General features: G+C 70.4%; 24 protein-coding genes and 1 tRNA gene. 11 read left to right on the top strand and 14 right to left on the bottom strand.

Annotation, left to right across the window (positions count from 1 at the left end; translation table 11 throughout):
• The first annotated feature begins 14 nt into the window (after positions 1 to 14).
• The 5 genes from ACV530_RS24165 to ACV530_RS24145 all read left to right on the top strand — a co-directional run bounded on the left by ACV530_RS24165 (position 15) and on the right by ACV530_RS24145 (position 3259).
• Positions 15 to 809, top strand: a complete 795-nt coding sequence (locus ACV530_RS24165) for a class E sortase (RefSeq protein WP_494334729.1) — start codon at positions 15 to 17, stop codon at positions 807 to 809.
• A 70-nt stretch (positions 810 to 879) separates the two neighbouring features.
• Positions 880 to 1056, top strand: a complete 177-nt coding sequence (locus ACV530_RS24160) for a hypothetical protein (protein WP_494334728.1) — start codon at positions 880 to 882, stop codon at positions 1054 to 1056.
• Positions 1053 to 1694 (top strand): aminodeoxychorismate/anthranilate synthase component II, encoded by a 642-nt coding sequence (locus tag ACV530_RS24155; protein ID WP_494334727.1) that lies wholly within the window; start codon positions 1053 to 1055, stop codon positions 1692 to 1694. The genes ACV530_RS24160 and ACV530_RS24155 overlap by 4 nt, the downstream gene beginning before the upstream one ends.
• Positions 1691 to 2536 carry a class E sortase gene (locus ACV530_RS24150; protein WP_494334726.1) on the top strand — a complete coding sequence of 282 codons (846 nt, stop codon included), beginning with the start codon at positions 1691 to 1693 and terminating at the stop codon, positions 2534 to 2536. Before ACV530_RS24155 ends, ACV530_RS24150 begins: the two co-directional genes overlap by 4 nt.
• Positions 2537 to 2569: 33 nt before the next feature.
• A complete protein-coding gene (locus ACV530_RS24145) occupies positions 2570 to 3259 on the top strand; it encodes a class E sortase (protein WP_494334725.1) in 690 nt (229 codons plus the stop codon).
• A 54-nt stretch (positions 3260 to 3313) separates the two neighbouring features.
• On the opposite strand, the gene pknB is transcribed toward ACV530_RS24145, so the two are convergent.
• The 6 genes from pknB to ACV530_RS24115 all read right to left on the bottom strand — a co-directional run bounded on the left by pknB (position 3314) and on the right by ACV530_RS24115 (position 11339).
• A complete protein-coding gene (pknB, locus tag ACV530_RS24140) occupies positions 3314 to 5341 on the bottom strand; it encodes a Stk1 family PASTA domain-containing Ser/Thr kinase (RefSeq protein ID WP_494334724.1) in 2028 nt (675 codons plus the stop codon).
• Positions 5342 to 5485: 144 nt separating this feature from the next.
• On the bottom strand, positions 5486 to 6952 hold the full coding sequence (locus ACV530_RS24135) for a peptidoglycan D,D-transpeptidase FtsI family protein (RefSeq protein WP_494334723.1): 1467 nt from the start codon (positions 6950 to 6952) through the stop codon (positions 5486 to 5488).
• Positions 6949 to 8346, bottom strand: a complete 1398-nt coding sequence (locus ACV530_RS24130) for an FtsW/RodA/SpoVE family cell cycle protein (protein ID WP_494334722.1) — start codon at positions 8344 to 8346, stop codon at positions 6949 to 6951. The genes ACV530_RS24135 and ACV530_RS24130 overlap by 4 nt, the downstream gene beginning before the upstream one ends.
• Before the next feature lie 22 nt (positions 8347 to 8368).
• Positions 8369 to 9853, bottom strand: coding sequence for a Stp1/IreP family PP2C-type Ser/Thr phosphatase (locus ACV530_RS24125; protein ID WP_494334721.1), 1485 nt, complete (start codon positions 9851 to 9853; stop codon positions 8369 to 8371).
• Between the two features lie 75 nt (positions 9854 to 9928).
• A complete protein-coding gene (locus ACV530_RS24120; RefSeq protein WP_494334720.1) occupies positions 9929 to 10474 on the bottom strand; it encodes an FHA domain-containing protein FhaB/FipA in 546 nt (181 codons plus the stop codon).
• Positions 10475 to 10484: 10 nt separating this feature from the next.
• On the bottom strand, positions 10485 to 11339 hold the full coding sequence (locus ACV530_RS24115; RefSeq protein WP_494334719.1) for an FHA domain-containing protein: 855 nt from the start codon (positions 11337 to 11339) through the stop codon (positions 10485 to 10487).
• Positions 11340 to 11671: 332 nt separating this feature from the next.
• Between ACV530_RS24115 and ACV530_RS24110 the strand changes: the two genes are divergently transcribed.
• Positions 11672 to 11758, top strand: a tRNA-Leu gene (locus ACV530_RS24110).
• 49 nt (positions 11759 to 11807) lie between these two features.
• Here the strand turns inward: ACV530_RS24110 and ACV530_RS24105 are convergent.
• Positions 11808 to 12254, bottom strand: coding sequence for a MarR family winged helix-turn-helix transcriptional regulator (locus tag ACV530_RS24105; protein WP_494334718.1), 447 nt, complete (start codon positions 12252 to 12254; stop codon positions 11808 to 11810).
• Between the two features lie 51 nt (positions 12255 to 12305).
• Positions 12306 to 12737 (bottom strand): MarR family winged helix-turn-helix transcriptional regulator, encoded by a 432-nt coding sequence (locus ACV530_RS24100; protein WP_494334717.1) that lies wholly within the window; start codon positions 12735 to 12737, stop codon positions 12306 to 12308.
• Positions 12738 to 12827: 90 nt separating this feature from the next.
• Here ACV530_RS24100 and ACV530_RS24095 point away from each other — a divergent pair, with 90 nt between their 5' ends.
• From ACV530_RS24095 to ACV530_RS24085, 3 genes are read left to right on the top strand one after another with little or no spacing between them, the layout of a single operon-like run.
• Positions 12828 to 13868, top strand: coding sequence for a YhgE/Pip domain-containing protein (locus tag ACV530_RS24095; protein WP_494334716.1), 1041 nt, complete (start codon positions 12828 to 12830; stop codon positions 13866 to 13868).
• A 16-nt stretch (positions 13869 to 13884) separates the two neighbouring features.
• Positions 13885 to 14679, top strand: a complete 795-nt coding sequence (locus ACV530_RS24090; RefSeq protein ID WP_494334715.1) for a hypothetical protein — start codon at positions 13885 to 13887, stop codon at positions 14677 to 14679.
• 10 nt (positions 14680 to 14689) lie between these two features.
• Complete coding sequence (locus tag ACV530_RS24085) at positions 14690 to 15028, top strand: rhodanese-like domain-containing protein (RefSeq protein ID WP_494334714.1); 339 nt, start codon at positions 14690 to 14692, stop codon at positions 15026 to 15028.
• Positions 15029 to 15123: 95 nt separating this feature from the next.
• Here ACV530_RS24085 and ACV530_RS24080 read toward each other — a convergent pair whose 3' ends face one another.
• From ACV530_RS24080 to paaA, 6 genes are read right to left on the bottom strand one after another with little or no spacing between them, the layout of a single operon-like run.
• Positions 15124 to 16227 (bottom strand): acyl-CoA dehydrogenase family protein, encoded by a 1104-nt coding sequence (locus ACV530_RS24080; protein ID WP_494334713.1) that lies wholly within the window; start codon positions 16225 to 16227, stop codon positions 15124 to 15126.
• A 50-nt stretch (positions 16228 to 16277) separates the two neighbouring features.
• Positions 16278 to 17354 (bottom strand): 2Fe-2S iron-sulfur cluster-binding protein, encoded by a 1077-nt coding sequence (locus ACV530_RS24075; protein WP_494334712.1) that lies wholly within the window; start codon positions 17352 to 17354, stop codon positions 16278 to 16280.
• 1 nt (position 17355) lies between these two features.
• Entirely contained in the window at positions 17356 to 17847 is a 492-nt protein-coding gene (paaD, locus tag ACV530_RS24070) for a 1,2-phenylacetyl-CoA epoxidase subunit PaaD (protein ID WP_494334711.1), read from the bottom strand.
• Positions 17841 to 18554, bottom strand: a complete 714-nt coding sequence (gene paaC / locus ACV530_RS24065; RefSeq protein WP_494334710.1) for a 1,2-phenylacetyl-CoA epoxidase subunit PaaC — start codon at positions 18552 to 18554, stop codon at positions 17841 to 17843. The genes paaD and paaC overlap by 7 nt, the downstream gene beginning before the upstream one ends.
• Positions 18551 to 18832 (bottom strand): 1,2-phenylacetyl-CoA epoxidase subunit PaaB, encoded by a 282-nt coding sequence (gene paaB / locus ACV530_RS24060; RefSeq protein WP_494334709.1) that lies wholly within the window; start codon positions 18830 to 18832, stop codon positions 18551 to 18553. The genes paaC and paaB overlap by 4 nt, the downstream gene beginning before the upstream one ends.
• A complete protein-coding gene (paaA, locus tag ACV530_RS24055) occupies positions 18829 to 19782 on the bottom strand; it encodes a 1,2-phenylacetyl-CoA epoxidase subunit PaaA (RefSeq protein WP_494334708.1) in 954 nt (317 codons plus the stop codon). Before paaA ends, paaB begins: the two co-directional genes overlap by 4 nt.
• A 182-nt stretch (positions 19783 to 19964) precedes the next feature.
• On the opposite strand from paaA, the gene ACV530_RS24050 reads away from it, so the two are divergent.
• Entirely contained in the window at positions 19965 to 20660 is a 696-nt protein-coding gene (locus ACV530_RS24050) for a DUF5819 family protein (protein ID WP_494334707.1), read from the top strand.
• Entirely contained in the window at positions 20657 to 21856 is a 1200-nt protein-coding gene (locus ACV530_RS24045) for an HTTM domain-containing protein (protein WP_494334706.1), read from the top strand. Before ACV530_RS24050 ends, ACV530_RS24045 begins: the two co-directional genes overlap by 4 nt.
• Positions 21857 to 21859 lie beyond the last annotated feature (3 nt).

The following is a 21859-nucleotide window of genomic DNA, read 5'->3' as shown; positions in this document are numbered from 1 at the left end:
GGGGGTGGCGGCCGGTGCGGATGCGACTGGTCGTCCGGACGTTCAGCGAACTGTGCGTCACCGTCGGCACGTTGACCGTCCTCTTCGTGGCGTACCTCCTGTACTGGACCGGGGTCCGGGCCGACCGGGCCATGGACGGCGAGATCGACCGGCTCCACGAGCAGTGGGCCGCCCAGGCCCGGACCCCGGCCGCCGGAGCCGAAGCGGTATCCGGCACTGATCCCGGCGCCGATCCCACGGCCGATCCCGCACCCGAGCCCGGGGACGAGGCCCCCGCCGCACCGTCCGCCGGCCCCCGCACGCCGGGCCGGCAGGCGCCGCCCCCGGCGCGCCCGTACCGCTCCGGCGCCCCCTTCGCCGTGATGTACATCCCCCGCCTCGGCGCCGGCTGGGCCAAGCCCGTGCTCCAGGGCACCGGCACCGGGGTGCTCAAGAAGGGGCTCGGCCACTACGAGCGCTCCGCGCGCCCGGGCGGGACCGGCAACTTCGCGGTCGCCGGCCACCGCCGCACGTACGGCGACCCCTTCAAGGACCTCCCCGACCTGCGCCCCGGCGACGCCGTGGTGCTCACGGACGGGACGAGCTGGTTCACGTACCGCGTGGACCGCAGGCCGTACCGGACGCTGCCCGACGACACCGGGGTCGTCGCGCCCGTCCCCGAGGGCTCCGGCTACCGCGGGCCCGGCCGCTATCTGACGCTCACGACCTGCGAACCGGAGTGGGGCCACAGCCACCGGCTGATCGTCTGGGGGCACCTCGAGGCCACGCAGCCCGTGGGGGAGGGCAGGCCGGGGGCTTTGAGCGGCTGAGCCCCACGGGACGCCCCTGCCCCTTAGGCTGTTGCTGGAATTCCCCCACCGATCGGCAAGTAGGGACAGCATGTACGTCTGGATCTGGCGTCATCTGCCGGGCAACGCATGGGTGAAGGCGCTGATCTCGCTGGTGCTCGTGCTGGCGGCCGTCTACGTGCTCTTCCAGTACGTGTTCCCCTGGCTGGAACCGCTGCTGCCGTTCAACGACGTGACGGTCAACGACAGTATGGCGGTGACGCGGTGAGTGCGCGCATTCTCGTCGTGGACAACTACGACAGCTTCGTCTTCAACCTCGTCCAGTACCTCTACCAGCTCGGCGCCGAGTGCGAGGTCCTGCGCAACGACGAGGTGGCCCCGGCCCACGCCCAGGACGGCTTCGACGGCGTGCTGCTCTCCCCCGGCCCGGGTGCGCCCGAACAGGCCGGTGTCTGCGTCGACATGGTGCGCCACTGCGCGTCCACGGGGGTGCCGGTCTTCGGGGTGTGCCTGGGCATGCAGTCGATGGCGGTCGCGTACGGCGGCGTCGTCGGGCGGGCGCCCGAGCTGCTGCACGGCAAGACCTCGCCGGTGACGCACGAGGGCACGGGCGTCTTCCAGGGCCTGCCGTCGCCGTTCACCGCCACGCGCTACCACTCGCTCGCGGTCGACCGGGACAAGCGCTGGCCCGACGAACTCGAGATCACGGCCCGCACGGAGACGGGCCTGGTGATGGGACTGCGCCATCGCGATCTCCCGGTCGAGGGCGTGCAGTTCCATCCCGAGTCCGTGCTCACCGAGTGGGGGCACCGGATGCTCGCCAACTGGCTGGCCGTCTGCGGCGACACGGGGGCGGTGGAACGGTCGGCCGGGCTCGCCCCGGTGGTCGGCAAGGCCGGCGAGTGACCGGACTCCGCCCCGAGTCCTACGGCATCACCGCCCGCATCGTCTCGCAGCCGCTTCCGCCGCAGGAGTACTCCCAGCCGCTGCCGCCCGAGGAGTACTCCCCGCCACTGCCCACGGCCGGGCGCGCGGAGCGGCGCAGGGCGGCCCGGCGGGCGCGCAGGAGCGGCCTCGGGGTGGCTGTGAGCCGGGGCGTGGGCGAACTGTTCATCACGCTCGGCGTGGTGATGCTGCTGTTCGTCGCCTACCAGCTGTGGTGGACGAACGTCATAGCCCACCGGCAGGCGGGCCACGCGGCCGGCAGCCTGCAGCACGCCTGGGACCAGGGCGACGGCAAGGACCGGGACGCGGGCGCGTTCTCCCCGGGCGAGGGCTTCGCGATCCTCTACATCCCCGCGCTGGACGTGAAAGCCCCGATCGCGGAGGGCGTGAGCAAGCACAAGGTCCTGGACAAGGGCATGGTCGGCCACTACTCCCAGGGTCCGCTCAGGACCGCGATGCCCTGGGACAGGCAGGGCAACTTCGCGCTGGCGGGCCATCGCAACACCCACGGCGAACCGTTCCGCTACGTCAACCGGCTGCAGCCCGGCGACAAGATCGTTGTGGAGACGAAGAGCGCCTTCTACACCTACGAGATGACGAGCCGGCTGGACCAGACGTCCCCCGCGAACACCACGGTCATCAAGCCCGTCCCCCAGGGCTCCGGCTTCTCCGGCCCGGGCCGGTACATCACGCTGACGACCTGTACCCCCGAATTCACCAGTACGTACCGGATGATCGTGTGGGGCAAGATGGTGGACGAGCGCCCGCGGAGCAAGGGCAAGCCGGACGCGCTCGTCGAGTGAAGCGGCACAGGACTGGAACGGGGTACGAACGCGGTGGCACAGCGGCACGACCGTACGCGCGGGCGCATAGCCGCCACCGTCAGCGTCATCGGTGAACTGCTGATCACGGCCGGGGTGTTGATGGCGCTGTTCGTCGTCTACTCGCTGTGGTGGACGAACGTCATCGCCGATCGCGAGGCGAAGAAGCAGGGCAACCATGTGCGCGACACCTGGGCCAAGGCGGGCCCGGGCGCGCTCGACACCAAGGACGGCATCGGCTTCCTGCACGTACCGTCCATGAAGAACGGCGAGGTGCTGGTCAAGCCCGGCACCGGCAGTGACGTCCTCAACGAGGGCGTGGCCGGTTTCTACCGCAAGCCCGTCAAGGCGGGGATGCCCTGGGACAAGCAGGGCAACTTCACGCTCGCCGCGCACCGGGACGGGCACGGCGCGAAGTTCCACAACATCGACAAGGTGAAGACCGGTGACGCGGTCGTCTTCGAGACGCGGGACGTCTGGTACGTCTACAAGGTCTTCGCGGAGCTGCCGGAGACCTCGCGCTACAACGTCCGGGTGCTGGACCCCGTCCCCAAGGAGTCCGGGAAGGCCGGTCCGGGCCGCTACCTCACTCTGACGACCTGTACGCCCGTCTACACCTCCGACTACCGCTACATCGTCTGGGCGGAGCTGGTGCGCCAGGAGAAGGTGGACTCCAAGCGGACGCCGCCGAAGGAACTGCGCTGACGAACGACGAAGGCCGGAACCCCCGTGGGGGTTCCGGCCTTTGGTCATGACCGGTCAGTCCTTGCGGCCGCCGATGATGCCGCCGAAGAAGCCGCCGTCGTTGCCTCCGCTGCGGCCGTTGTTGCCGTTGCCGTTGCTCCCGTTGTCACCGGGGATGCCGGCGATGGTGGTGAGGTTGACGGGCGTGTTCCGGTCGACCTGGGTGCCGGCGGCCGGGTCGGACGTCATCACCATCGCGTTGTCGTCCTGCGGGCCCCCGGAGATGTTCCCGACCTTCAGCCCCGCGCCCGCGAGAGTCTTGCGGGCGTCCTTGAGCTTCTGGCCGATCACACCGGGCACGGTGGTCTTCTGCGGGCCCTTGGAGACGTCCAGCGTCACCTCGGTGCTCGGAGCGACCAGGGTGTCACCGCCGGGGTTCTGGTTGACGACCTGGTTGGCCGGCTGGTCCGAGTCCACGGGGTTCTTCTTCACCGAGAAGCCGAGGGCGCTCAGCTGCTTCTGGGCCGCGTCGAAGGACTGCCCGACCACGGAGGGCAGGGTGGTCTTCTTCTGCGCGATGGCCACGGTGAGCGTGATGGTGTCGCCCTTGTTGGCCTTGGAGCCGTCGGACGGGTCCTGGTCCAGGACGGTGTTCGGCTCCTGCTCGGTGGACTCCTTGGTCTCCTTCTTGACGACGAAGCCCTTGTCCTCGAGCCTCGACCTGGCGTCGTCGTACTGCTTGCCGCGGACGTTCGGCACGTCGATCTTGGCCGGGCCGTCCGAGACGACGACCTTGATCTCGCTGTTCTTCTTCACCTTGGTCCCGGGCTTGGGATCCTGGTCGCAGATCTTTCCCTTGTCCTGGTCGCAGTTCGCGGTGCTGCCCTGGACCACCTTCAGGTCGATGTTCTCGCCGGACTTCTTGGCGGAGTCCAGGGTCTCGCCCACCAGCGACGGGACCGCGATGTCGCCGCTGCTGCCGTTCTCGCTGAACAGCGACTTGCCGATGAAGATCGCGCCGACGAGGACGAGGATGCCCGCGAGCACCAGCAGAACCGTGGAGACCTTGCTCTTGCGGCCGCCGCGCCCGTGCCCGCCGTCGTCGTAGCCGCCGCCGTAGCCCCCGTCGTCGCGTACGGGCGGCAGCATCGAGGTCTGGCCCGCGGCGTTCGGGTCGTGCGGGCGGAGCATGGTGGTCGGCTGGTCCTCGCCGTAGCCCCCGCCGTAGCCGACGGCGCCCATGGCGGCCGTGGCGGCCACCGGACGGCCGTCGAGGGCCGCCTCGATGTCGGCGCGCATCTCGTCGGCCGACTGGTAGCGGTAGTCCGGGTCCTTGGTCAGCGCCTTGAGCACGATGGCGTCGATCTCGGGCCTGATCTCGGGGTCGAAGACGCTCGGGGGGTTCGGCTCCTCCCGTACGTGCTGGTACGCCACCGCCACCGGGGAGTCGCCCACGAACGGGGGCCGGACGGTGAGCAGTTCGTAGAGCAGACAGCCCGTGGAGTACAGGTCGGACCGCGCGTCGACCTGCTCGCCCTTGGCCTGCTCGGGGGAGAGGTACTGGGCGGTGCCGATGACGGCCGCGGTCTGGGTCATGGTCATGCCGGCGTCGCCCATGGCCCGGGCGATGCCGAAGTCCATCACCTTGACCTGGCCGGTCCGGGTGAGCATGACGTTGGCGGGCTTGATGTCCCGGTGGACGATGCCCGCGCGGTGCGAGTACTCCAGCGCCTGCAGGACGCCGGTGGTCATCTCCAGCGACCGCTCGGGCAGCAGCTTGCGCCCGGAGTGCAGCAGCTCGCGCAGGGTGGACCCGTCCACGTACTCCATGACGATGTACGGGATCGAGACGCCGTCGACGTAGTCCTCGCCGGTGTCGTAGACGGCGACGATCGACGGGTGGTTGAGCGAGGCCGCAGACTGGGCCTCACGGCGGAACCGGGCCTGGAAGGACGGGTCGCGGGCGAGGTCCACCCGCAGCGTCTTCACGGCGACGGTGCGGCCGAGCCGGGTGTCGTGGGCGAGGTACACCTCGGCCATGCCACCGCGGCCGAGCACCGAGCCCAGCTCGTACCGGCCGCCGAGGCGACGCGGCTCTTCCATAGCTCCAGCCCTTCCGTTTTCCGACCGCACGGGTCGTGGGTCCGGCGGTGTGCTGTCCGCGCATACGGTACCCGGCGCACTGTGTGCGTTCCGGACGCGAACGTCACCCGATACGCGACTGGTACCGCCAGAGCGTGACCGGGATCACTTCGAGCTCTTGAGCACGGCCTCCATCACGTTCTTGGCGATCGGGGCCGCGAGCTTGCCGCCCGCGATGTCGTCACGCGTGGTGTCCGAGCCCTCGATGACGACGGCGACGGCGACCGGGGAGCCCTTGTCGGTCATCGCGTAGGAGAGGAACCACGCGTACGGGTTGCCGCTGTTGTCCACACCGTGCTGGGCCGTACCGGTCTTGCCACCGACCTTGACGCCGCTGACATCGTCGATCTTGGCCTCGGTTCCGGTTCCCTCGTTGACCACCGTCTCCATGGCGCTCTGCAGCGCCTGGGCGTGCTCCGCGGACAGCGGCTGGCTCAGCTGCTTCGGCTGGTGCGTCTCGATGACGTTGAGGTTCGGCGCCCGCAGCTTGTCGACCATGTACGGCTCCATCAGCTTGCCGTTGTTGGCGATCGCGGAGGCGACCATGGCCATCTGGAGCGGGGTGGCGCGGTTGGAGGCCTGGCCGATGCCGGCCATGGCGTTCTGCGGACGGTTGTCCTTGGGGAAGACGCTCTCCGCGACGCCGACGGGCGTGACGAGGTCCTTGTTGTTGAAGCCGAACTTCTCGGCCTCGGACTTCATCTTGTCGTTGCCGAGGTCGGCGCTCATCTTGCCGAAGACGCTGTTGCAGGACCACTGGAGGGCCGCCCTTATCGACACGTTGTCGCAGGGCATCGTGGTCTCGTTCGTCAGTGGCACGTTCCGGGTGTCCGGCAGCGTCCACCCCTTCGGCGAGTTGGTCTTCTCGTCGACGCTGTTGTAGAGCCCGTTCTCCAGCGCGGCCGAGGCGGTGACCACCTTGAACGTGGAGCCGGGCGGGTACGTCTCGCGCAGCGCCCGGTTGAGCATCGGCTTGTTCTTGTCGCTGTCGAACTTCTTCCACGCGTCGCCGTCGTTGGCCCCGGCGATCTTCGAGGGGTCGTACGAGGGCGTGGAGGCCAGCGCGAGGATCTTGCCGGTGCGCGGGTCTATGGCGGCGACGGCGCCCTTCTTGTCGCCGAGGCCCTTGAACGCGGCCTCCTGCGCCTTGGCGTTGAGGGTGGTGATCACGTCACCGCCCTTCTTGCCCTTGCCGGTGATCATGTCGATCGTCCGGTTGAAGAACAGCCGGTCGTCGTCACCGGTGAGGACCTTGTCCTCCAGCTTCTCCAGCTGGTTGGAGCCGAAGACCTGCGAGCTGTAGCCGGTGACCGGCGCCCACATCTCGCCGTTCTGGTAGGTCCGCTTGTACTTGTAGGTGACGCCGTTGACCTCGGTGGAGCCGGTGATGGCCTGGCCGTCGACGATGATGTTGCCGCGCGGCTGGCTGTAACGGGCGATCTCCACGCGGAGGTTGTGCTTGTTGTTCTTGAGCTCGTCGGCCTGGACGAACTGGAGCCAGTTGTCGCGGATCATCAGGGCGAGGACGAGGAGTCCACAGAAGATCGCGATCCGGCGCACGGGCTTGTTCACGGTCGGACCACCTGGGTCATCTCGGCGTCGGGGTGGGTGGGAGTCGGGGCGGGGCGGCGGGCGGTGTCGCTGATTCTGATGAGGATGGCGATCAGTGCCCAGTTGGCGAGGACGGACGAGCCGCCCTGGGCCATGAAGGGCATCGTCATGCCGGTCAGCGGGATCAGGCCCATGACGCCGCCGGCGACGACGAAGACCTGGATGGCGAACGCGCCGGACAGGCCGATCGCGAGCAGCTTGCCGAACGGGTCGCGGGCGGCGAGGGCGGTGCGCACACCGCGCTCCACCACCAGCCCGTAGACGAGCAGCAGGGCCATCACGCCCGCCAGGCCCAGTTCCTCGCCGACGGTGGCGAGGATGAAGTCGGAGTTGGCGGCGAAGCCGATGAGGTCGGAGTTGCCCTGGCCCCAGCCCGAGCCGGACACACCGCCGGAGCCGAAGGTCATCAGGGCCTTGGCGATCTGCTCACTGGCCTGGGACTGGCCCCAGCCGGCGAAAGGATCCAGCCAGGCATCCACACGGGCCTGCACATGGGACTCGAAGGAGGCGACGCCCACCGCGCCCGCGGCGGACATCAGCAGGCCGAAGAAGATCCAGCTGGTGCGCTCGGTCGCGACGTAGAGCATCACCACGAACATGCCGAAGAACAGCAGCGAGGTGCCCAGGTCGGTCTCGAAGACCAGGATGAGGATGCTCACCGCCCAGACGGCCAGGATCGGCCCGAGGTCACGGCCGCGCGGCAGGTACATGCCCATGAAGCGGCGGCTGGCCAGGGCCAGGGCGTCGCGCTTGACCATGAGGTAGCCGGCGAAGAACACCGCCAGGATGATCTTGGCGAACTCGCCGGGCTGGATCGTCCCGAGCCCCGGGATCGTGATCCAGATGCGCGCGCCGTAGACCGCGGGGAAGAACATCGGCGCGATCAGCAGGGCCAGCGAGACGGCCATCGAGATGTAGGTGTAGCGCTGCAGGATCCGGTGGTCCTTCAGCACGAACAGCACCCCGATGAACAGCGCGATGCCGAGCGCCGAGAACAGCAGCTGGTTCGTGGCGGCCGGGGCGAAGCTCTTGGACGCCTGGAGCCTCGGCGACTGGTCCAGGCGCCAGATGATCACCAGGCCGAGCCCGTTGAGCAGGGTGGCCAGCGGCAGCAGCACGGGGTCGGCGTACCGGGCGAACCGGCGCACCGCCAGGTGGCCGACGCCGGCCAGCAGCCCGAGGCCGATGCCGTAGCCGAGCATGCCGGAGGGCAGCTTGCCGTCGAGGGCGAGGCCCACGTTGGCGTACGCGAAGCAGGGGAGGAGCACGGCGAACCCGAGCAGGAGGAGCTCGGTGTTGCGCCGGCTCGGCTGGCTCGCCGTACTGATCGTGGCGGTGGAAGAGATGGCTGACATGCTGGTGGTGCCCCTCACAACCTCACTGCGGAGCGATGCTGCACTGGTCGGCCAGCTTCCGCTCGTCGTCGGTCAGGGTGGGGGCGGGGTTGGGAGCCGGCGTGGCGGTCTGCGGCTGGCCCTTCGTCGCGGCGAGGGGCTTGTTCTGCTTCTGGCTCTCGCGCTGCTGCTTGTTCGCCTTGTCCGCCTTGTCGATGTCTTCCTTCTTCTTGCAGATGCCCGCCAGCGTGCTCAAGTCCTTGATCTTCTTCAGGGCGTCGTCCCGGTTGCCGACCGCGATCGTGTCCTCGACCCGGCCGCGCTGGTCGACGGGGAGGTACTTGAGTTCGATCTCGGGGTGGTCCTCGTAGAGCTTGTTCAGGCTGACCCAGGCGAGGTCCTGGTTGATGCCCTGGTAGAGGGCCACGTGGTTGTTGTCCTTGGTGCCCACGTAGTACTGGGTCTGGGTCCACTGGTAACCGGCGTAGAGGCCGCCGCCGATGAGGCCCAGCACCACGGCGGTGATCAGCGAGCGCTTGAGCCACTTGCCGCGCCGGGGCGGCCTGAGGTCCTCGTCGTACTCGTCGACGAACGAGCCGTAGCCGCCCTCCGGCGCACCGTTCCCGCCTCCGCTGCCGGGCGGGCCGAAGCCGCCCGCGGGCTCCTGCGGGGTGCGGCCCAGCTCGGAGGCGCGGCCCGCGGGGGTCTGCATGGCGCCGCCGTCGCCCAGCTGGAACTGGTTCTCGGCCACGGCGCCGACCACGACGGGGGTGTCACTGATCTGTTCGGCGAGGGTGTCCCCGCCGTCCATGTCGAGGACGTCGGCGATGATGACGGTTACGTTGTCGGGACCGCCGCCGCGCAGCGCCAGTTGGATCAGCGCCTGTACGGTCTCGTGCGGGCCCTGGTAGGCGGCGAGCGTCTCCTCCATCGTCTGGTGGCTGACGACCCCGGAAAGACCGTCGGAGCAGATGAGATAGCGGTCCCCGGCCCGGACCTCACGGATCGACAGGTCGGGTTCCACGTGGTCGCCGCTGCCCAGGGCGCGCATCAGCAGCGAGCGCTGCGGGTGCGTGGTGGCCTCTTCCTCGGTGATCCGGCCCTCGTCGACCAGCCGCTGCACCCAGGTGTGGTCCTGGGTGATCTGGGTGAGGACGCCGTCGCGCAGCAGATAGGCGCGGGAGTCGCCGACGTGGACGAGACCGAGCCGCTGGCCGGTCCACAGCAGGGCGGTGAGCGTGGTGCCCATGCCCTCGAGCTGCGGGTCCTCCTCGACCATGGCGCGCAGTTGCTCGTTGGCCCGGTGGACGGCGGAGCCGAGGGACGTGAGGGGGTCGGAGCCCGGGACGTCGTCGTCGAGCGTCACGAGGGTGGAGATCACCTCGGAGCTGGCGACCTCACCGGCGGCCTGGCCGCCCATGCCGTCGGCGATGGCGAGCAACCGGGGGCCGGCGTAACCGGAGTCCTCGTTGCCTTCCCGGATCATGCCCTTGTGGGATCCGGCGGCGAAGCGCAGTGACAGACTCATGCGCACCTCGCCAGTCGGCTCCGGGTACAGCCCCTTGCCCACCTCGATGCCCACCCTCCGGTCGTCATGGTCCTACTACTTCCGCAGCTCGATGACGGTTTTGCCGATGCGGATCGGCGAGCCGAGCGGGATCGGGGTCGGGGTGGTCAGCCGGGTCCTGTCGAGATAGGTCCCGTTGGTCGAACTGAGGTCTTCGACGATCCACTGGCCGTCGCGGTCCGGATAGATCCTGGCATGCCGGCTGGAGGCGTAGTCGTCATCCAGCACGATCGTCGAGTCGTGGGCGCGGCCCAGGGTGATGGTCTGCCCCTGCAGGGCCACGGTGGTGCCGGTGAGCGAACCCTCGGAGACCACCAGCTTGGTGGGCGCGCCGCGGCGCCCGCGGTCCCGGCGGCTCTCGCCGCGGCGCCCGCCGGACTGCTGCTGCTGGCGCTGCGGCGGCGGGGTGACCTGCTGCTGGCGCTGGGTACGCGCCTCGGCGCCGCCCCGGCGCGAGGCACCGCGCGCGGTCACGCGTGTGCCGAACAGGTCGCTGCGGATGACCTGTACGGCCACGATGACGAACAGCCACAGTACGGCGAGGAAACCCAACCGCATGACCGTGAGGGTCAGCTCTGACATTGGCCCCGCTTCACCCTTCGGCTTGCCGGTAAACGATGGTGGTGCTGCCCACGACGATCCGTGAGCCGTCGCGGAGCGTAGCGCGGGTCGTGTGCTGCCCGTCCACGACGATGCCGTTGGTCGATCCCAGGTCCTGGATCGTGGCCGGAGTGCCGACCCGGATCTCGCAGTGCCTGCGCGAGACGCCGGGGTCGTCGATCCGTACGTCCGCCTCGGTGCTGCGGCCCAGCACCAGGGTGGACCGGGAGATCTGGTGGCGGGTGCCGTTGATCTCGATCCAGCGCCGGACGGTGGCCCCGGCGCCCGTGCCGCCCGGTCCGCCCGGGCCGCCCGTGCGGGGCAGGGAGCGGGCCGTTCCGGGCGGGGGGGACGACGGCATGGGCGGTGCCCCGGTGGGCTGGGAGGACCAGCCGCCGCCGTGCGTGACGGCACTGGCGCTGCCCGTCTGGCGGGGCGCCGGCGGCTGGTGGCCTTGCGACCCCTGCGACTCACTGGCCGCGAGGGTGCGGCTGCGCACCCGGTACAGACCGGTGTCGAGGTCGTCCGCCTTCTCCAGGTGGACCTTGATCGTGCCCATGAAGGTGTAGCGCTGCTGCTGTGCGTAGTCGCGGACCATGCCGGACAGCTCGTCGCCGAGCTGGCCGGAGTACGGGCTGAGCCGCTCGAAGTCCGGAGTGCTCAGCTCGACGATGAAGTCGTTGGGAACGACCGTACGGTCGCGGTTCCAGATGGTGGCGTTGTTGTCGCACTCACGCTGGAGTGCTCCCGCGATCTCGACGGGCTGCACCTCGGACTTGAACACCTTGGCAAAGGTGCCGTTCACGAGACCCTCGAGTCGCTGCTCGAAGCGCTTCAGTACTCCCACGGGGCACCTCCTTCCCTAGGTGACGCCTGTGATGCCCGGTGCCGTTCCTGATACTGCTTACTGATCGTATCCACGCCTCGGGAAAACGGCTGGTTCCCCTTCGGCGCCAGGAGTGACGAGTGTCGCCTCGGGCTCCTTCGGGCTCCTTCGCGCTCCCTTACCAGGGATCGTAGAGGCGCCCGAGAGCCAGTGTCCCGCAACCGGAGGGGTCCCCGTCGCCCGCCGTCCCGCCGGGAACGCGTGTGAGGGCACCCTCGGTGCCGTGCTAATGTTCTGCATGTCGGAAGGCGGTCGCACCGAAGAGGAGCGGGAGCCGGAAGGCAACACCCAATGCGCGGGTGGCGGAATAGGCAGACGCGCTGGATTCAGGTTCCAGTGCCCGCAAGGGCGTGGGGGTTCAACTCCCCCCTCGCGCACCAGACGAAACGGTCGTCATCGTGATTCACGATGGCGGCCGTTTCGCGTTGTTCAGCGGAGTGCGGTGCGCAGGGCGGCGATGGCCGCGGCGATGTCGGGGTTGGCCTCGGCGGCCTCGTCGAGGGCCGCGGTGAGGGTCTGCTCGTAGGTGGCGCGGGCCTCCGCGTGGCGGGTGCGGCCCTCTTCCTTGATGACGGTGTAGACGCCGCGCTTGTCGTCGGCGCAGACGTCCCGGTAGGTGAAGTCGGCCGCGTGGAGGCGGCCGACGAGGCGGGTCACGGAGCTCTGGTTGAGGCCGAGTTTGTCGGCGAGCTCCTGCATGCGCAGTTCGCTGTCGGAGGATTCCGAGAGGTGGCCGAGGGCGCGGTACTCGGACAGGCCCAGGCCGTGGCGGCGCTGGAGGGCGGTGGCGAGGCGGCCTTCGACGTGGCTGTGGAGGGCGAGGAGGCGGGTCCACAGCTGTGCGTCGGTGAGGTGGGCGGCGGGCGTGCTGGTCATGGGTTACTTGTACATGCATACTTCCTTGCCCGGCAAGGGCCCTGGCAAGGGTCAGTCCTGTGCCGCGTTGTAGCGCAGCAGGTAGTCGGCGAAGCGGGCGAGGTCGTCCGGGTCCCAGCCGGCCACGCGCTCCTCGAAGGCGGACCGGCGGCTGGCCGTGACCTGGGCGAGGACCGCGGTGCCGCGTTCTGTGAGATGAAGCACGTGGTTGCGCTGGTCACTGGGGTCGGGGCGGCGCTCGACGAAGCCGAGGCGCTCCAGGGCGGCGACCTGGCGGCTGACCGTCGACTTGTCGAGCAGGTAGTGCGCGGCGAGGTCGGTGGCGCGGCAGCCCCGCCGGTCCTCGAGGTGGGCGAGGAGCGTGTAGGAGACGAGCGAGAGCTCCGGGTGGAGCCGGCCTGCCGAGGCGCGCGCCCGGCGCGCGAACCGGGTCAGTTCGCGCTGGATGGTCTCCAGGGAGTGGGAGCGGTCGCGGTCCGGCATGGGGTCCCCTCGGTCCTCTCGGCGGATTTGGTTGTACAGTACAACTTGAAGTGAAAGTTGTATAAGCCAACCATTTTGGAGGGAGCGGCGATGAGACCCCCGCTGCGTCACGTCCTGACCCATCTGCTCACCCCGCTGCTGATGTGCGTCGGCATGGGTCTCGCCTACCTGGGCGCGTTCGCCCAGCCCTCGCCGCACCGGCTGCCGGTGGCGGTCGTCGGGTCCGGGCCGAGCGCCAAGGTGCTGGCGCAGACGGTCGCCGACGCCGCGGGCGGCGACCGGCTCGTCGTGCGTACGGTCGCGGACCGCGACGAGGCGGTGCGGCAGCTCAAGGACCAGGACGTGTTCGGCGCGTACGTGCCGAACCGGCACGCGCCCGAGCTGCTGGTCGCCTCGGCCGGGTCCGACACCACGGCGACGGCCGTGCAGAAGGTCTTCACTCCGGTCGCCGCCCACCAGGGCGCTCCGCTGAAGGTGACCGATGTCGTGCCGCCCTCGGAGCACGACCCGACCGGGCAGGGCATCTTCTTCCTGCTCGTCGCGCTGAGCATCGGCTCGTACGCCTCGGTCGCGGTGATCGGCGGTGCGGGGGCGGCGCTGCCGCTGCGGATACGGGCGCTGCTGGCGGCGGCCACCTCGCTGGTGGTGAGCGTGATCGGCGCGGCGCTGGCCGGGCCGGTGTTCCACCTCGTCGACCACGGGCTGTGGGGCGTGTGGGGGCTGTCCTGGCTCTACACGGCGGGCGTACTGCTGCTCGGCACCGGACTGCACACCTTCCTGAAGCGGTGGACGACGCTCGGCGTGATGGTGCTGTTCGTGATGCTCAACTTCACCAGTTCCGGCGGGGTGTTCCGGCCCGAGCTGCAGAACGGCTTCTTCGCCTCGCTGCACGCGTTCTGGAACGGCGCGGGCTTTGTGGAGGGCACGCGCAGCTTCGTCTACTTCGATCACGCCGGGCTGGGCGGGCATGTGACATCTCTCGCTCTGTGGCTGGTGGCCGGTGTGGTGGCCGTCGTCGCCGCGGGGGCCGCGGAGGCGCGGCGTGCGGTTGTTCCGGCTGTTGAGGGAGAGGCCTCCGGGGAAGAGGCGGAGGAGGCGGAAGAGGAGATGGAGGAAGCGGTCGGCGTGTGACCCGTACGCTGGCACGGTGACGAATCCCGAAACCGAAGAAGCGGGCACCGAGCGGCTGGAGCAGGCCGTACGGTCGGCCGAGCAGGCGCTGATCGAGTTCGAGATCGCGGTCGAGACCTTCCGGGTGGAGGTCGAGAACTTCTCGCGGCTGCACCATCAGCGGCTCGGGCCGCTGTACGGGCGGCTCGAGGAACTGGACGCGCTGATCGCGGAAGCCGTCGCGGCGCGTACGGGCGATCCCGAGGACGCGCGGCGGGCGCAGGAGGCGCGGGCGCTGGTGCAGCCCATGCCCGGCGTGGACGAACTGCTGGGCGGCTGGCTGGACTCGGACGGCCTGCTGCCCGAGGCGCAGGCCATGCTCACCGGGCAGTCCGTCCAGCCGCCGAAGCGGGTACGGCCGGGCGACGGGGCCCGCAAGGCCTACCGCGAGCTGGTGCGCAAGGCGCACCCTGATCTCGGTGCGGATGGGGCCGACCGGGAGCGGCGCGAGGCGTTCATGGTGCGGGTCAACGCCGCGTACGCCGCGGGGGACGAGGCGCAGCTGCTGAAACTCGCCGAGGAGTGGGCGGCCGGACCGGTGCCGCCGCAGCGGCGGCCGAGCCGTGCGGAGGAGCTGTACGTGCGGCTGGAGTGGCTCGCGGAACGCAAGGACCTGCTGTCGGCGCTGGTCGTCGAGCTGGAGGCGTCCGCGATCGGCTCGATGATCAGGATGGCCCCGGAGGATCCGGACGGACTGCTCGACGAGATCGCGAACGGGCTGCGGACGCAGATCGCCGAGCGGGAGGCCCGGCTGGCCTCCTATGTCGGGTAGCGTCGATGGCATGAGGTTTGGTTCCGGTGTCCCCGAAGTGGGGATCGATGCTCTTGCGCCCGATGACTTCCTGCTGGACGTGCGGGAGGACGACGAGTGGGAAGCGGGGCATGCGGAGGGTGCGCTGCACATTCCGATGAGTGAATTCGTCGGTCGGTTCGGGGAGTTGCCGGCCGACGGGCGTCGCATTCATGTGATCTGCCGGTCGGGCGGGCGCTCGGCGCAGGTGACGTCGTATCTGGTGCAGCGGGGGCTGGATGCGGTGAATGTGGATGGCGGGATGCAGATGTGGGCGGCGCTGGGTCGGCCGGTGGTGGATGCCGGTGGTGGCCCGGGCGCGGTGATCTAGCCCCTGGCCCGCCCTTTCACCGTTTCTTCCGGGGCTGCGCCCCGGGCCCCGAAACCGCGCTTCGCGCGGTTGTCCTCAAACGCCGGACGGGCTGGCTATAGCAACTCGCCCAGGGCCTCCTCGTGGGCCGATGCCGGGCCGAGCGAGAGCTCGAGGTGCTTCGCCCACGCGTGGTAGCGGTGCAGGGGGTAGGTGGTGTCGGCGCCGAAGCCGCCGTGGAGGTGGTGGGCGGTCTGGACCACGCGGCGTACGCCCTCGGAGGCCCAGACCTTGGCGACCGCCACGTCCGCGGCCACCGGCAGGTCCCCCTCCGTGCCGGATTCGAGGCGCCAGGCCGCCTGCCAGAGGGTGGCCTCCATCGCGAGCAGGTCGATGTAGCGGTCCGCGGACTGCATGGCGACGGCCTGGAACGTGGCCAGGGGGTGGCCGAACTGTTCGCGTTTCGCGGTGTATTCGGCCGTCATGCGGGACACCGCCGTACCCAGGCCCAGCGCGAGCGCGCACGTGCCGGTGGCCAGGAGGAGGCGCAGCCGCTCCCATGCGCCGTCGGCGGTGACGATCTCGTCGTCGGTGAGGTGTACGGAGTCCAGCCGGAGCCCGGCGAGGAGTTCGCCCGTGGTGGAGACCTGGTCGGCGAGCGCGAGGCCGGGGCGGTCGCGGGGGACGAGGGCGAGTACGGTGCGGCCGTCGGGGGTGTGGGCGGGGAGCAGGACGACGTCCGCGCCGTGGGCCCAGGGGATGGATGTGAGTTCGCCCTCGAGGAGCCAGGATCCTGAGTCCGACTGCCGTGCGGTGACCGCCAGTTCGGCCGGGCCGTGGCCCGTACGTCCGTGGGCGGCGACGGTGACGACGAGCTCGCCGCGGCCGATGGCCGGCAGGAGCCGGGGGGCGTACGGGCGCAGGGCGAGGGCCGCCGCGCTCGTCTCCAGCAGCGGGACGCGGGCCAGGACCCGTCCGGCCTCACGCAGCACCAGGCACAGGGCGAGGGGGCCGAGCCCCGAACCGCCGTGCTCGGGCGGCACGGTCAGGCTCAGCAGGTCGGCGGCGGCGAGCCGTTGCCACAGCGCGCGGTCCAGGTCCCCCGCGACCGGGCCGTGGACGAGCGCCGGGCTGGGCACGTCGTCGGGGGCGGTCGAGGAGAAGACGCCCTGCGCGGCCTCGGCCGCGGCCAGTTGTTCCTCGGTGAAGGTGAAGTCCATGGCAGCCTCCTGACGAGCTGATGGTCCGTCAGGAAGGAGTCATAGACCGGTCAGCGGTCGAAGTCCAGCTCCACCCGCTCCGTGGCCGGATGCGACTGGCAGGCCAGTACGTACCCCGCGGCCAGCTCCTCCTGCTCCAGCGCGAAGTTGCGGTCCATCCGCACCTCGCCCGAGACCAGGAACGCCCGGCACGTCCCGCACACGCCGCCCTTGCAGGCGTACGGCGCGTCGGGCCGGTTGCGCAGCACCGCGTCCAGCAGCGATTCGCCTTCCCGCACCGGCCAGTTGCCGCTGCGGCCGTCGAGGTGTGCGGTGACCGTGCTGCTGGTGATGGTCGTGGCGGGGCGTTGCGCGGCGGCCGGTTCGGTGGCGACGTGGAAGATCTCCTGGTGGATCCGGTCCGGGGCGACCCCGAGCCCGCGCAGTGCTCGCTGTGCGCCCTCCACCAGGCCGTACGGGCCGCACAGATACCAGCCCGCGACGCCGTCCACCGGCAGCAGCGCGGGCAGCAGCCGGGACAGGCGCTCCTCGTCCAGCCGGCCGGAGCGCGGGCCGGCCTGGCGCTCCTCGCGGGAGAGGGTCTGGACGAGCTGGAAGCGGTCGGGGAAACGGTCCTTGAGGTCGGCGACCTCGTCGAGGAACATCGTCGACGCCGTGGTGCGGTCGCTGCGAAGGAGGGCGAAGCGGGCGTTCGGCTCGCGGGTGAGCAGCGTCGTCGCGATGCACAGCACCGGTGTGATGCCGCTGCCGCCGACGACGGCCGCGAAGTGCCCGGGCCTCGGCTCGAGGACGAAGCGGCCCGCGGGGGCCATCACCTCCACCGTGTCCCCGGCGGCCAGTTCCTTGAGCGCGTACGTCGAGAACGCGCCGCCGTCCACCAGCCGTACCCCCACCCGCAGGGTCTCGGGCCCCTCCGGGCCGGGGGCGATGCCGCAGATCGAGTAGGTGCGGCGTATCTCCGTGCCGTCGACCGTCCTGCGCACCGCCAGGTGCTGGCCCGGCGCGTGCCGGAAGGCGGGGCGCAGGCGGGGCGGCACGGCGAGGGTCACGGCGACCGAGTCGTCGGTGAGCGGTTCGACGGCCGCCACCCGCAGGGGGTGGAAGGCGCCGTGGTGGGCCGCTGCCATCTCACAACTCCTTGAAGTGGTCGAACGGTTCACGGCACGCCTCGCACCGGCGCAGTGCCTTGCACGCGGTGGAGGAGAAACGGCTGAGGAGCGTGGTGTCGGTGGAGCCGCAGTGGGGGCAACGGATGCCGAGCTGTACGGCCACGGGGCCGGACGCCGATCCGCCCGGGCGCGGCGGGGCGATGCCGAACTCGGCCAGTTTGCGGCGGCCTTCGGCGCTGATGTCGTCCGTCGACCACGCCGGTGCGAGGACGGTGCGCACCTCGACCTCGGGGACGCCGTGTTCGTGCAGGACGCGTTCGATGTCCGACGCCATCGCCTCGATCGCCGGGCAGCCGGTGTACGTGGGGGTCAGGTCGACCTCCACGCGGCCGGGGCCGGTGACGCGTACGTCGCGTACGACGCCGAGCTCGGCGAGGGTGAGCACCGGCAGTTCCGGGTCGGGCACGGACCCGGCCAGGGCGCGGAGTTCGGATTCCGTGGCGGTCACCATGACGCCCCCGGGTGGCTGCGGTGCAGATGCTGCATCTCCGCGAGCATCCGCCCGAACGGTTCGGTGTGGATGCCCTGCCGCCCGGCGCCCGCGGTCCAGGCACCGTGGCGCGGCAGTTCGGGCACGGTCAGGCCGGCGGTGGTGAGGGTCGCGGTGACGCGGTCCAGCCAGGCACGGTCCAGGGTCTCCCAGTCGGCGTCCACGCCCTCGACCGGCTCGAACAGTTCGCCCGTGTACCGCCACAGGCCGTCCACGGCACGCTGCATCCGCGCGTGGCTCTCGTCCGTGCCGTCGCCGAGGCGCAGCGTCCAGTGCTCGGCGTGGTCGCAGTGGTACGCGGTCTCCTTGACCGCCTTCCCGGCGAGCGGGGCGAACGGGCCGGAGCGGGATGCCAGTTGGGTGTGGAGCAGGTGCTGGTACGTCGAGAAGAACAGCTGCCGGGTGATGGTGTGGGCGAAGTCGCCGTTGGGCTGCTCGACGAGCTGGACGTTGCGGAAGTCGCGTTCCTCGCGGAGGAAGGCCAGCTCGTCCTCGTCCCCGGCCAGGGACAGCAGGGTGCGGGCCTGGCCCAGCAGGTCCAGGGCGATGTTGGCGAGCGCGACCTCCTCCTCCAGGACCGGGGCGTTCCCGGCCCACTCCCCCAGCCGGTGGGAGAGCACGAGGGCGTCGTCGCCGAGTGCGAGTGCGGCTGTCCTCACAGGCGTCACAGGTGCTTCACCCCTTCCGGGATCTCGTAGAAGGTGGGGTGGCGGTAGGGCTTGTCGGCGGCGGGCTCGAAGAACGGGTCCTTCTCGTCCGGGGAGGAAGCGGTGATCTCGGCCGAGGGGACCACCCAGATCGAGACGCCTTCGGAGCGGCGGGTGTAGAGGTCGCGCGCGTTGCGCAGCGCCATCTCCGCGTCCGGCGCGTGCAGGCTGCCCGCGTGGGTGTGGGACAGGCCGCGCCTGCTGCGTACGAACACTTCCCACAGGGGCCAGTCGCTCATCGTGCGTCTCCCTCATGCTTGTTCGCGTACGCCGCCGCCGCTTCCCGCACCCAGGCGCCCTCCTCGTGGGCGAGGCGGCGGCGGGCGAGGCGCTCCTCGTTGCAGGGGCCGTTGCCGCGCAGTACTTCGTTGAACTCGTCCCAGTCGATGGGGCCGAAGTCGTGGTGCCCGCGCTCCTCGTTCCAGCGCAGCTCGGGGTCGGGGAGGGCCAGGCCCAGTGACTCGGCCTGCGGCACGCAGATGTCCACGAAGCGCTGGCGCAGCTCGTCGTTGGAGTGCCGCTTGATCTTCCAGGCCATGGACTGCGCCGAGTGGGACGACTGGTCGTCCGGCGGGCCGAACATCATCAGCGACGGCCACCACCAGCGGTTCACCGCGTCCTGCGCCATGGCGTGCTGCGCCTCGGTGCCCCGGCTCAGGGTGAGCAGCAGCTCGTAACCCTGGCGCTGGTGGAACGACTCCTCCTTGCAGATGCGGACCATGGCCCGGGCGTACGGGCCGTACGAACACCGGCACAGCGGGACCTGGTTGGTGATCGCCGCACCGTCCACGAGCCAGCCGATCGCGCCCACGTCGGCCCAGGTGAGGGTCGGGTAGTTGAAGATCGACGAGTAGCGCTGGCGGCCCGCGTGCAGCTTGTCGAGCATCTCCTCGCGCCCGGTGCCCAGCGTCTCGGCTGCGCTGTAGAGGTAGAGCCCGTGGCCCGCCTCGTCCTGCACCTTGGCCATCAGGATCGCCTTGCGCCGCAGCGAGGGCGCCCGGGTGATCCAGTTGGCCTCCGGCTGCATGCCGATGATCTCGGAGTGGGCGTGCTGTGCGATCTGCCGTACGAGCGTGGCGCGATACGCGTCCGGCATCCAGTCCCGTGGCTCGATGCGCTCGTCGGCGGCCACGGCGGCGTCGAATGCGGCTTGGGGGGTGCGTGTCGCGTCTGGCAGCGTCGTCGTCATGCGCGCGCCCTCGCTCTCTGGTGAGGCTCTGGTCTTACTCCCTACCGACCGATCGTTCGGTTCAATGGTGGTGCGTGTCCTCGGAAGGTGTCAAGCCGCGGCGGCGTCGGTACGGTTCGGGATGCGGTCGCGGGCCCTCACCCGCCGGTGACCACCGGACACGCACAGGAATCGGGGCGCACATGACGACGGCGACGGACGACGGTCACGGGGACGGAGACGGGGACGAACCGGGCTGGGCCGGACTCTCCCGCCCCGCACGCCTCGTCGTCGCCTGCGGGGCGGCCGTCGTGGCCGTGGCGGTCACGGTGCACCTGGCGATGGTGTTCCTGCACGTCGCCCCCGCCAATACGGTCAGCAGGCAGCACGCCTCCGCCATCAACGACTACGTCCTGCCCGAGTTCGAGCAGAACTGGAAGCTGTTCGCCCCCAACCCCCTCCAGCAGAACATCGCCGTCCAGGCCCGTACCCGGCTGCGCAGCCCCGACGGCCGCACCACCCAGACCTCCTGGGTCAACCTCTCCGCCCTGGACGGCGCCGCCATCCTGCACAACCCGCTGCCCAGCCACACCCGTCAGAACGAACTCCGCCGCGCCTGGGACTTCTACGCCAACACCCACGACGAGCACGAGCAGCCCACCGGCCTGCGCGGACGCCTCTCCGAGGCCTACATCCGCCGCATCGCCCTCTCCCGGCTCGGCGCCACCCACGACGGCCGCCCCGTCGAGCAGCTCCAGCTGCGCACCGTGACCAAGCTGATCAGCCCGCCGTCCTGGAGCGACCAGCCGCCCGCCGGTGACCCCGTCTACCGGGAACTGTCCTGGTGGCCGGTCACCAGCGCCGACCTGTCGGACCTGTCGGGGGTGACGGCCCGGTGAAGCGGTCCATCGCCGCGGGCCTCGCCCGCGTCACCGAGTCCTCCCTCGGCCTGTACCAGGCGGCCGTCGTCCGTATCGGCCTGTCCTTCACCTGGCTGTTCTTCCTGCTGCGCGAGTGGCCCAACCGCCATGAGCTGTACGGGCCCGACGGACCCTGGAGCTGGTCGCTGGCCCGGCAGCTCATCGCCGACAACCACTCCTTCACCGTGCTGATGTGGTCCGACAGCACGTGGTGGTTCGAGACCGTCTACGCGCTCGCGATGCTCTCCGCGCTGCTGCTGATGCTCGGCTGGCACACGCGCGCCGTGTCCGTCCTCTCCATGATCACCGTGCTGGCGCTGCAGAACCGCAGCGTGTTCGTCGGCGACGGCGGCGACAACGTCATCCATCTCATGTCGCTGTACCTGGTGTTGACGCGGTGCGGCCAGGTCTGGTCCCTCGACGCGAGGCGCGCACGGCGGCTTACGGGGCCTGATCGCGTGGGCGTGGCGCTGTGGCTGTGCGCCGCTGTGGCCCTGGTCCTGGCCCAGCTGCTCGCCGACCCCCGTATGCGGTGGACGGAGCACGGCCCGCTGCCCGGCCTGGGATGGGCGACTGCGCTGTGGGGGCTGTGGGCCGTGTACGGGCTGTGGTGGCTCGCCGAGCGCTACGCCCCCCGCGAACCGCGGGCCGTGCTGCGGATGCTGGCGCATCTGGTGCACAACGCCGGGCTGTTGGTCATCATGGCCGAGGTCTGCCTGATCTACGCGACCGCGGGCTGGTACAAGGTCCAGGGCACGCTCTGGCAGGACGGCACGGCCCTGTACTACCCGCTGCACCTGGACTACTTCTCCCCGTGGCCCGCGTTGTCGCATGCGCTGGGCACGAGCGGGGTCATGGTGCTGCTGCTGAGCTATGCGACGGTCGCGATGCAGGTCGCGTTCCCGTTCACGCTCATCAACCCACGGGTGAAGACCGCGTTGTTGGTGGTGATGATGGTCGAGCACGTGGGCATCGCGGTGGTGCTGGGTCTGCCGTTCTTCTCGCTCGCGATGCTTGCCGCTGACGCGGTGTTCCTGCCGACGGCTTTCCTGCGGTGGGTCGACGGCCGTTTCCGGCACGGTTTCCGCTTCCGCGGGGTGCCTGCGCAACGGCGGGCGGGCGATGACGATGCGGTGGCCGCGTCCGCGGGTGCGGATGCGGGGATCCGGGGGTAGCCG

The sequence above is a fragment of the Streptomyces sp. SX-6 genome, from assembly GCF_059089585.1.
This window is presented reverse-complemented; position numbering and strand designations above follow the sequence as displayed.

Excerpts from the sequence above, each read along its gene's own strand:
- ACV530_RS24050 (WP_494334707.1), top strand. The coding sequence starts at position 19,965 with ATGACGACGGCGACGGACGACGGTCACGGGGACGGAGACGGGGACGAA.
- ACV530_RS24095 (WP_494334716.1), top strand. The coding sequence starts at position 12,828 with ATGAGACCCCCGCTGCGTCACGTCCTGACCCATCTGCTCACCCCGCTG.
- ACV530_RS24075 (WP_494334712.1), bottom strand. The coding sequence starts at position 17,354 with ATGGCAGCGGCCCACCACGGCGCCTTCCACCCCCTGCGGGTGGCGGCC.
- ACV530_RS24120 (WP_494334720.1), bottom strand. The coding sequence starts at position 10,474 with ATGTCAGAGCTGACCCTCACGGTCATGCGGTTGGGTTTCCTCGCCGTA.
- paaA (WP_494334708.1), bottom strand. The coding sequence starts at position 19,782 with ATGACGACGACGCTGCCAGACGCGACACGCACCCCCCAAGCCGCATTC.
- pknB (WP_494334724.1), bottom strand. The coding sequence starts at position 5,341 with ATGGAAGAGCCGCGTCGCCTCGGCGGCCGGTACGAGCTGGGCTCGGTG.
- paaD (WP_494334711.1), bottom strand. The coding sequence starts at position 17,847 with ATGGTGACCGCCACGGAATCCGAACTCCGCGCCCTGGCCGGGTCCGTG.
- ACV530_RS24125 (WP_494334721.1), bottom strand. The coding sequence starts at position 9,853 with ATGAGTCTGTCACTGCGCTTCGCCGCCGGATCCCACAAGGGCATGATC.
- paaB (WP_494334709.1), bottom strand. The coding sequence starts at position 18,832 with ATGAGCGACTGGCCCCTGTGGGAAGTGTTCGTACGCAGCAGGCGCGGC.
- ACV530_RS24105 (WP_494334718.1), bottom strand. The coding sequence starts at position 12,254 with ATGACCAGCACGCCCGCCGCCCACCTCACCGACGCACAGCTGTGGACC.
- ACV530_RS24080 (WP_494334713.1), bottom strand. The coding sequence starts at position 16,227 with ATGGACTTCACCTTCACCGAGGAACAACTGGCCGCGGCCGAGGCCGCG.
- ACV530_RS24130 (WP_494334722.1), bottom strand. The coding sequence starts at position 8,346 with ATGTCAGCCATCTCTTCCACCGCCACGATCAGTACGGCGAGCCAGCCG.
- ACV530_RS24100 (WP_494334717.1), bottom strand. The coding sequence starts at position 12,737 with ATGCCGGACCGCGACCGCTCCCACTCCCTGGAGACCATCCAGCGCGAA.
- ACV530_RS24160 (WP_494334728.1), top strand. The coding sequence starts at position 880 with ATGTACGTCTGGATCTGGCGTCATCTGCCGGGCAACGCATGGGTGAAG.
- ACV530_RS24085 (WP_494334714.1), top strand. The coding sequence starts at position 14,690 with ATGAGGTTTGGTTCCGGTGTCCCCGAAGTGGGGATCGATGCTCTTGCG.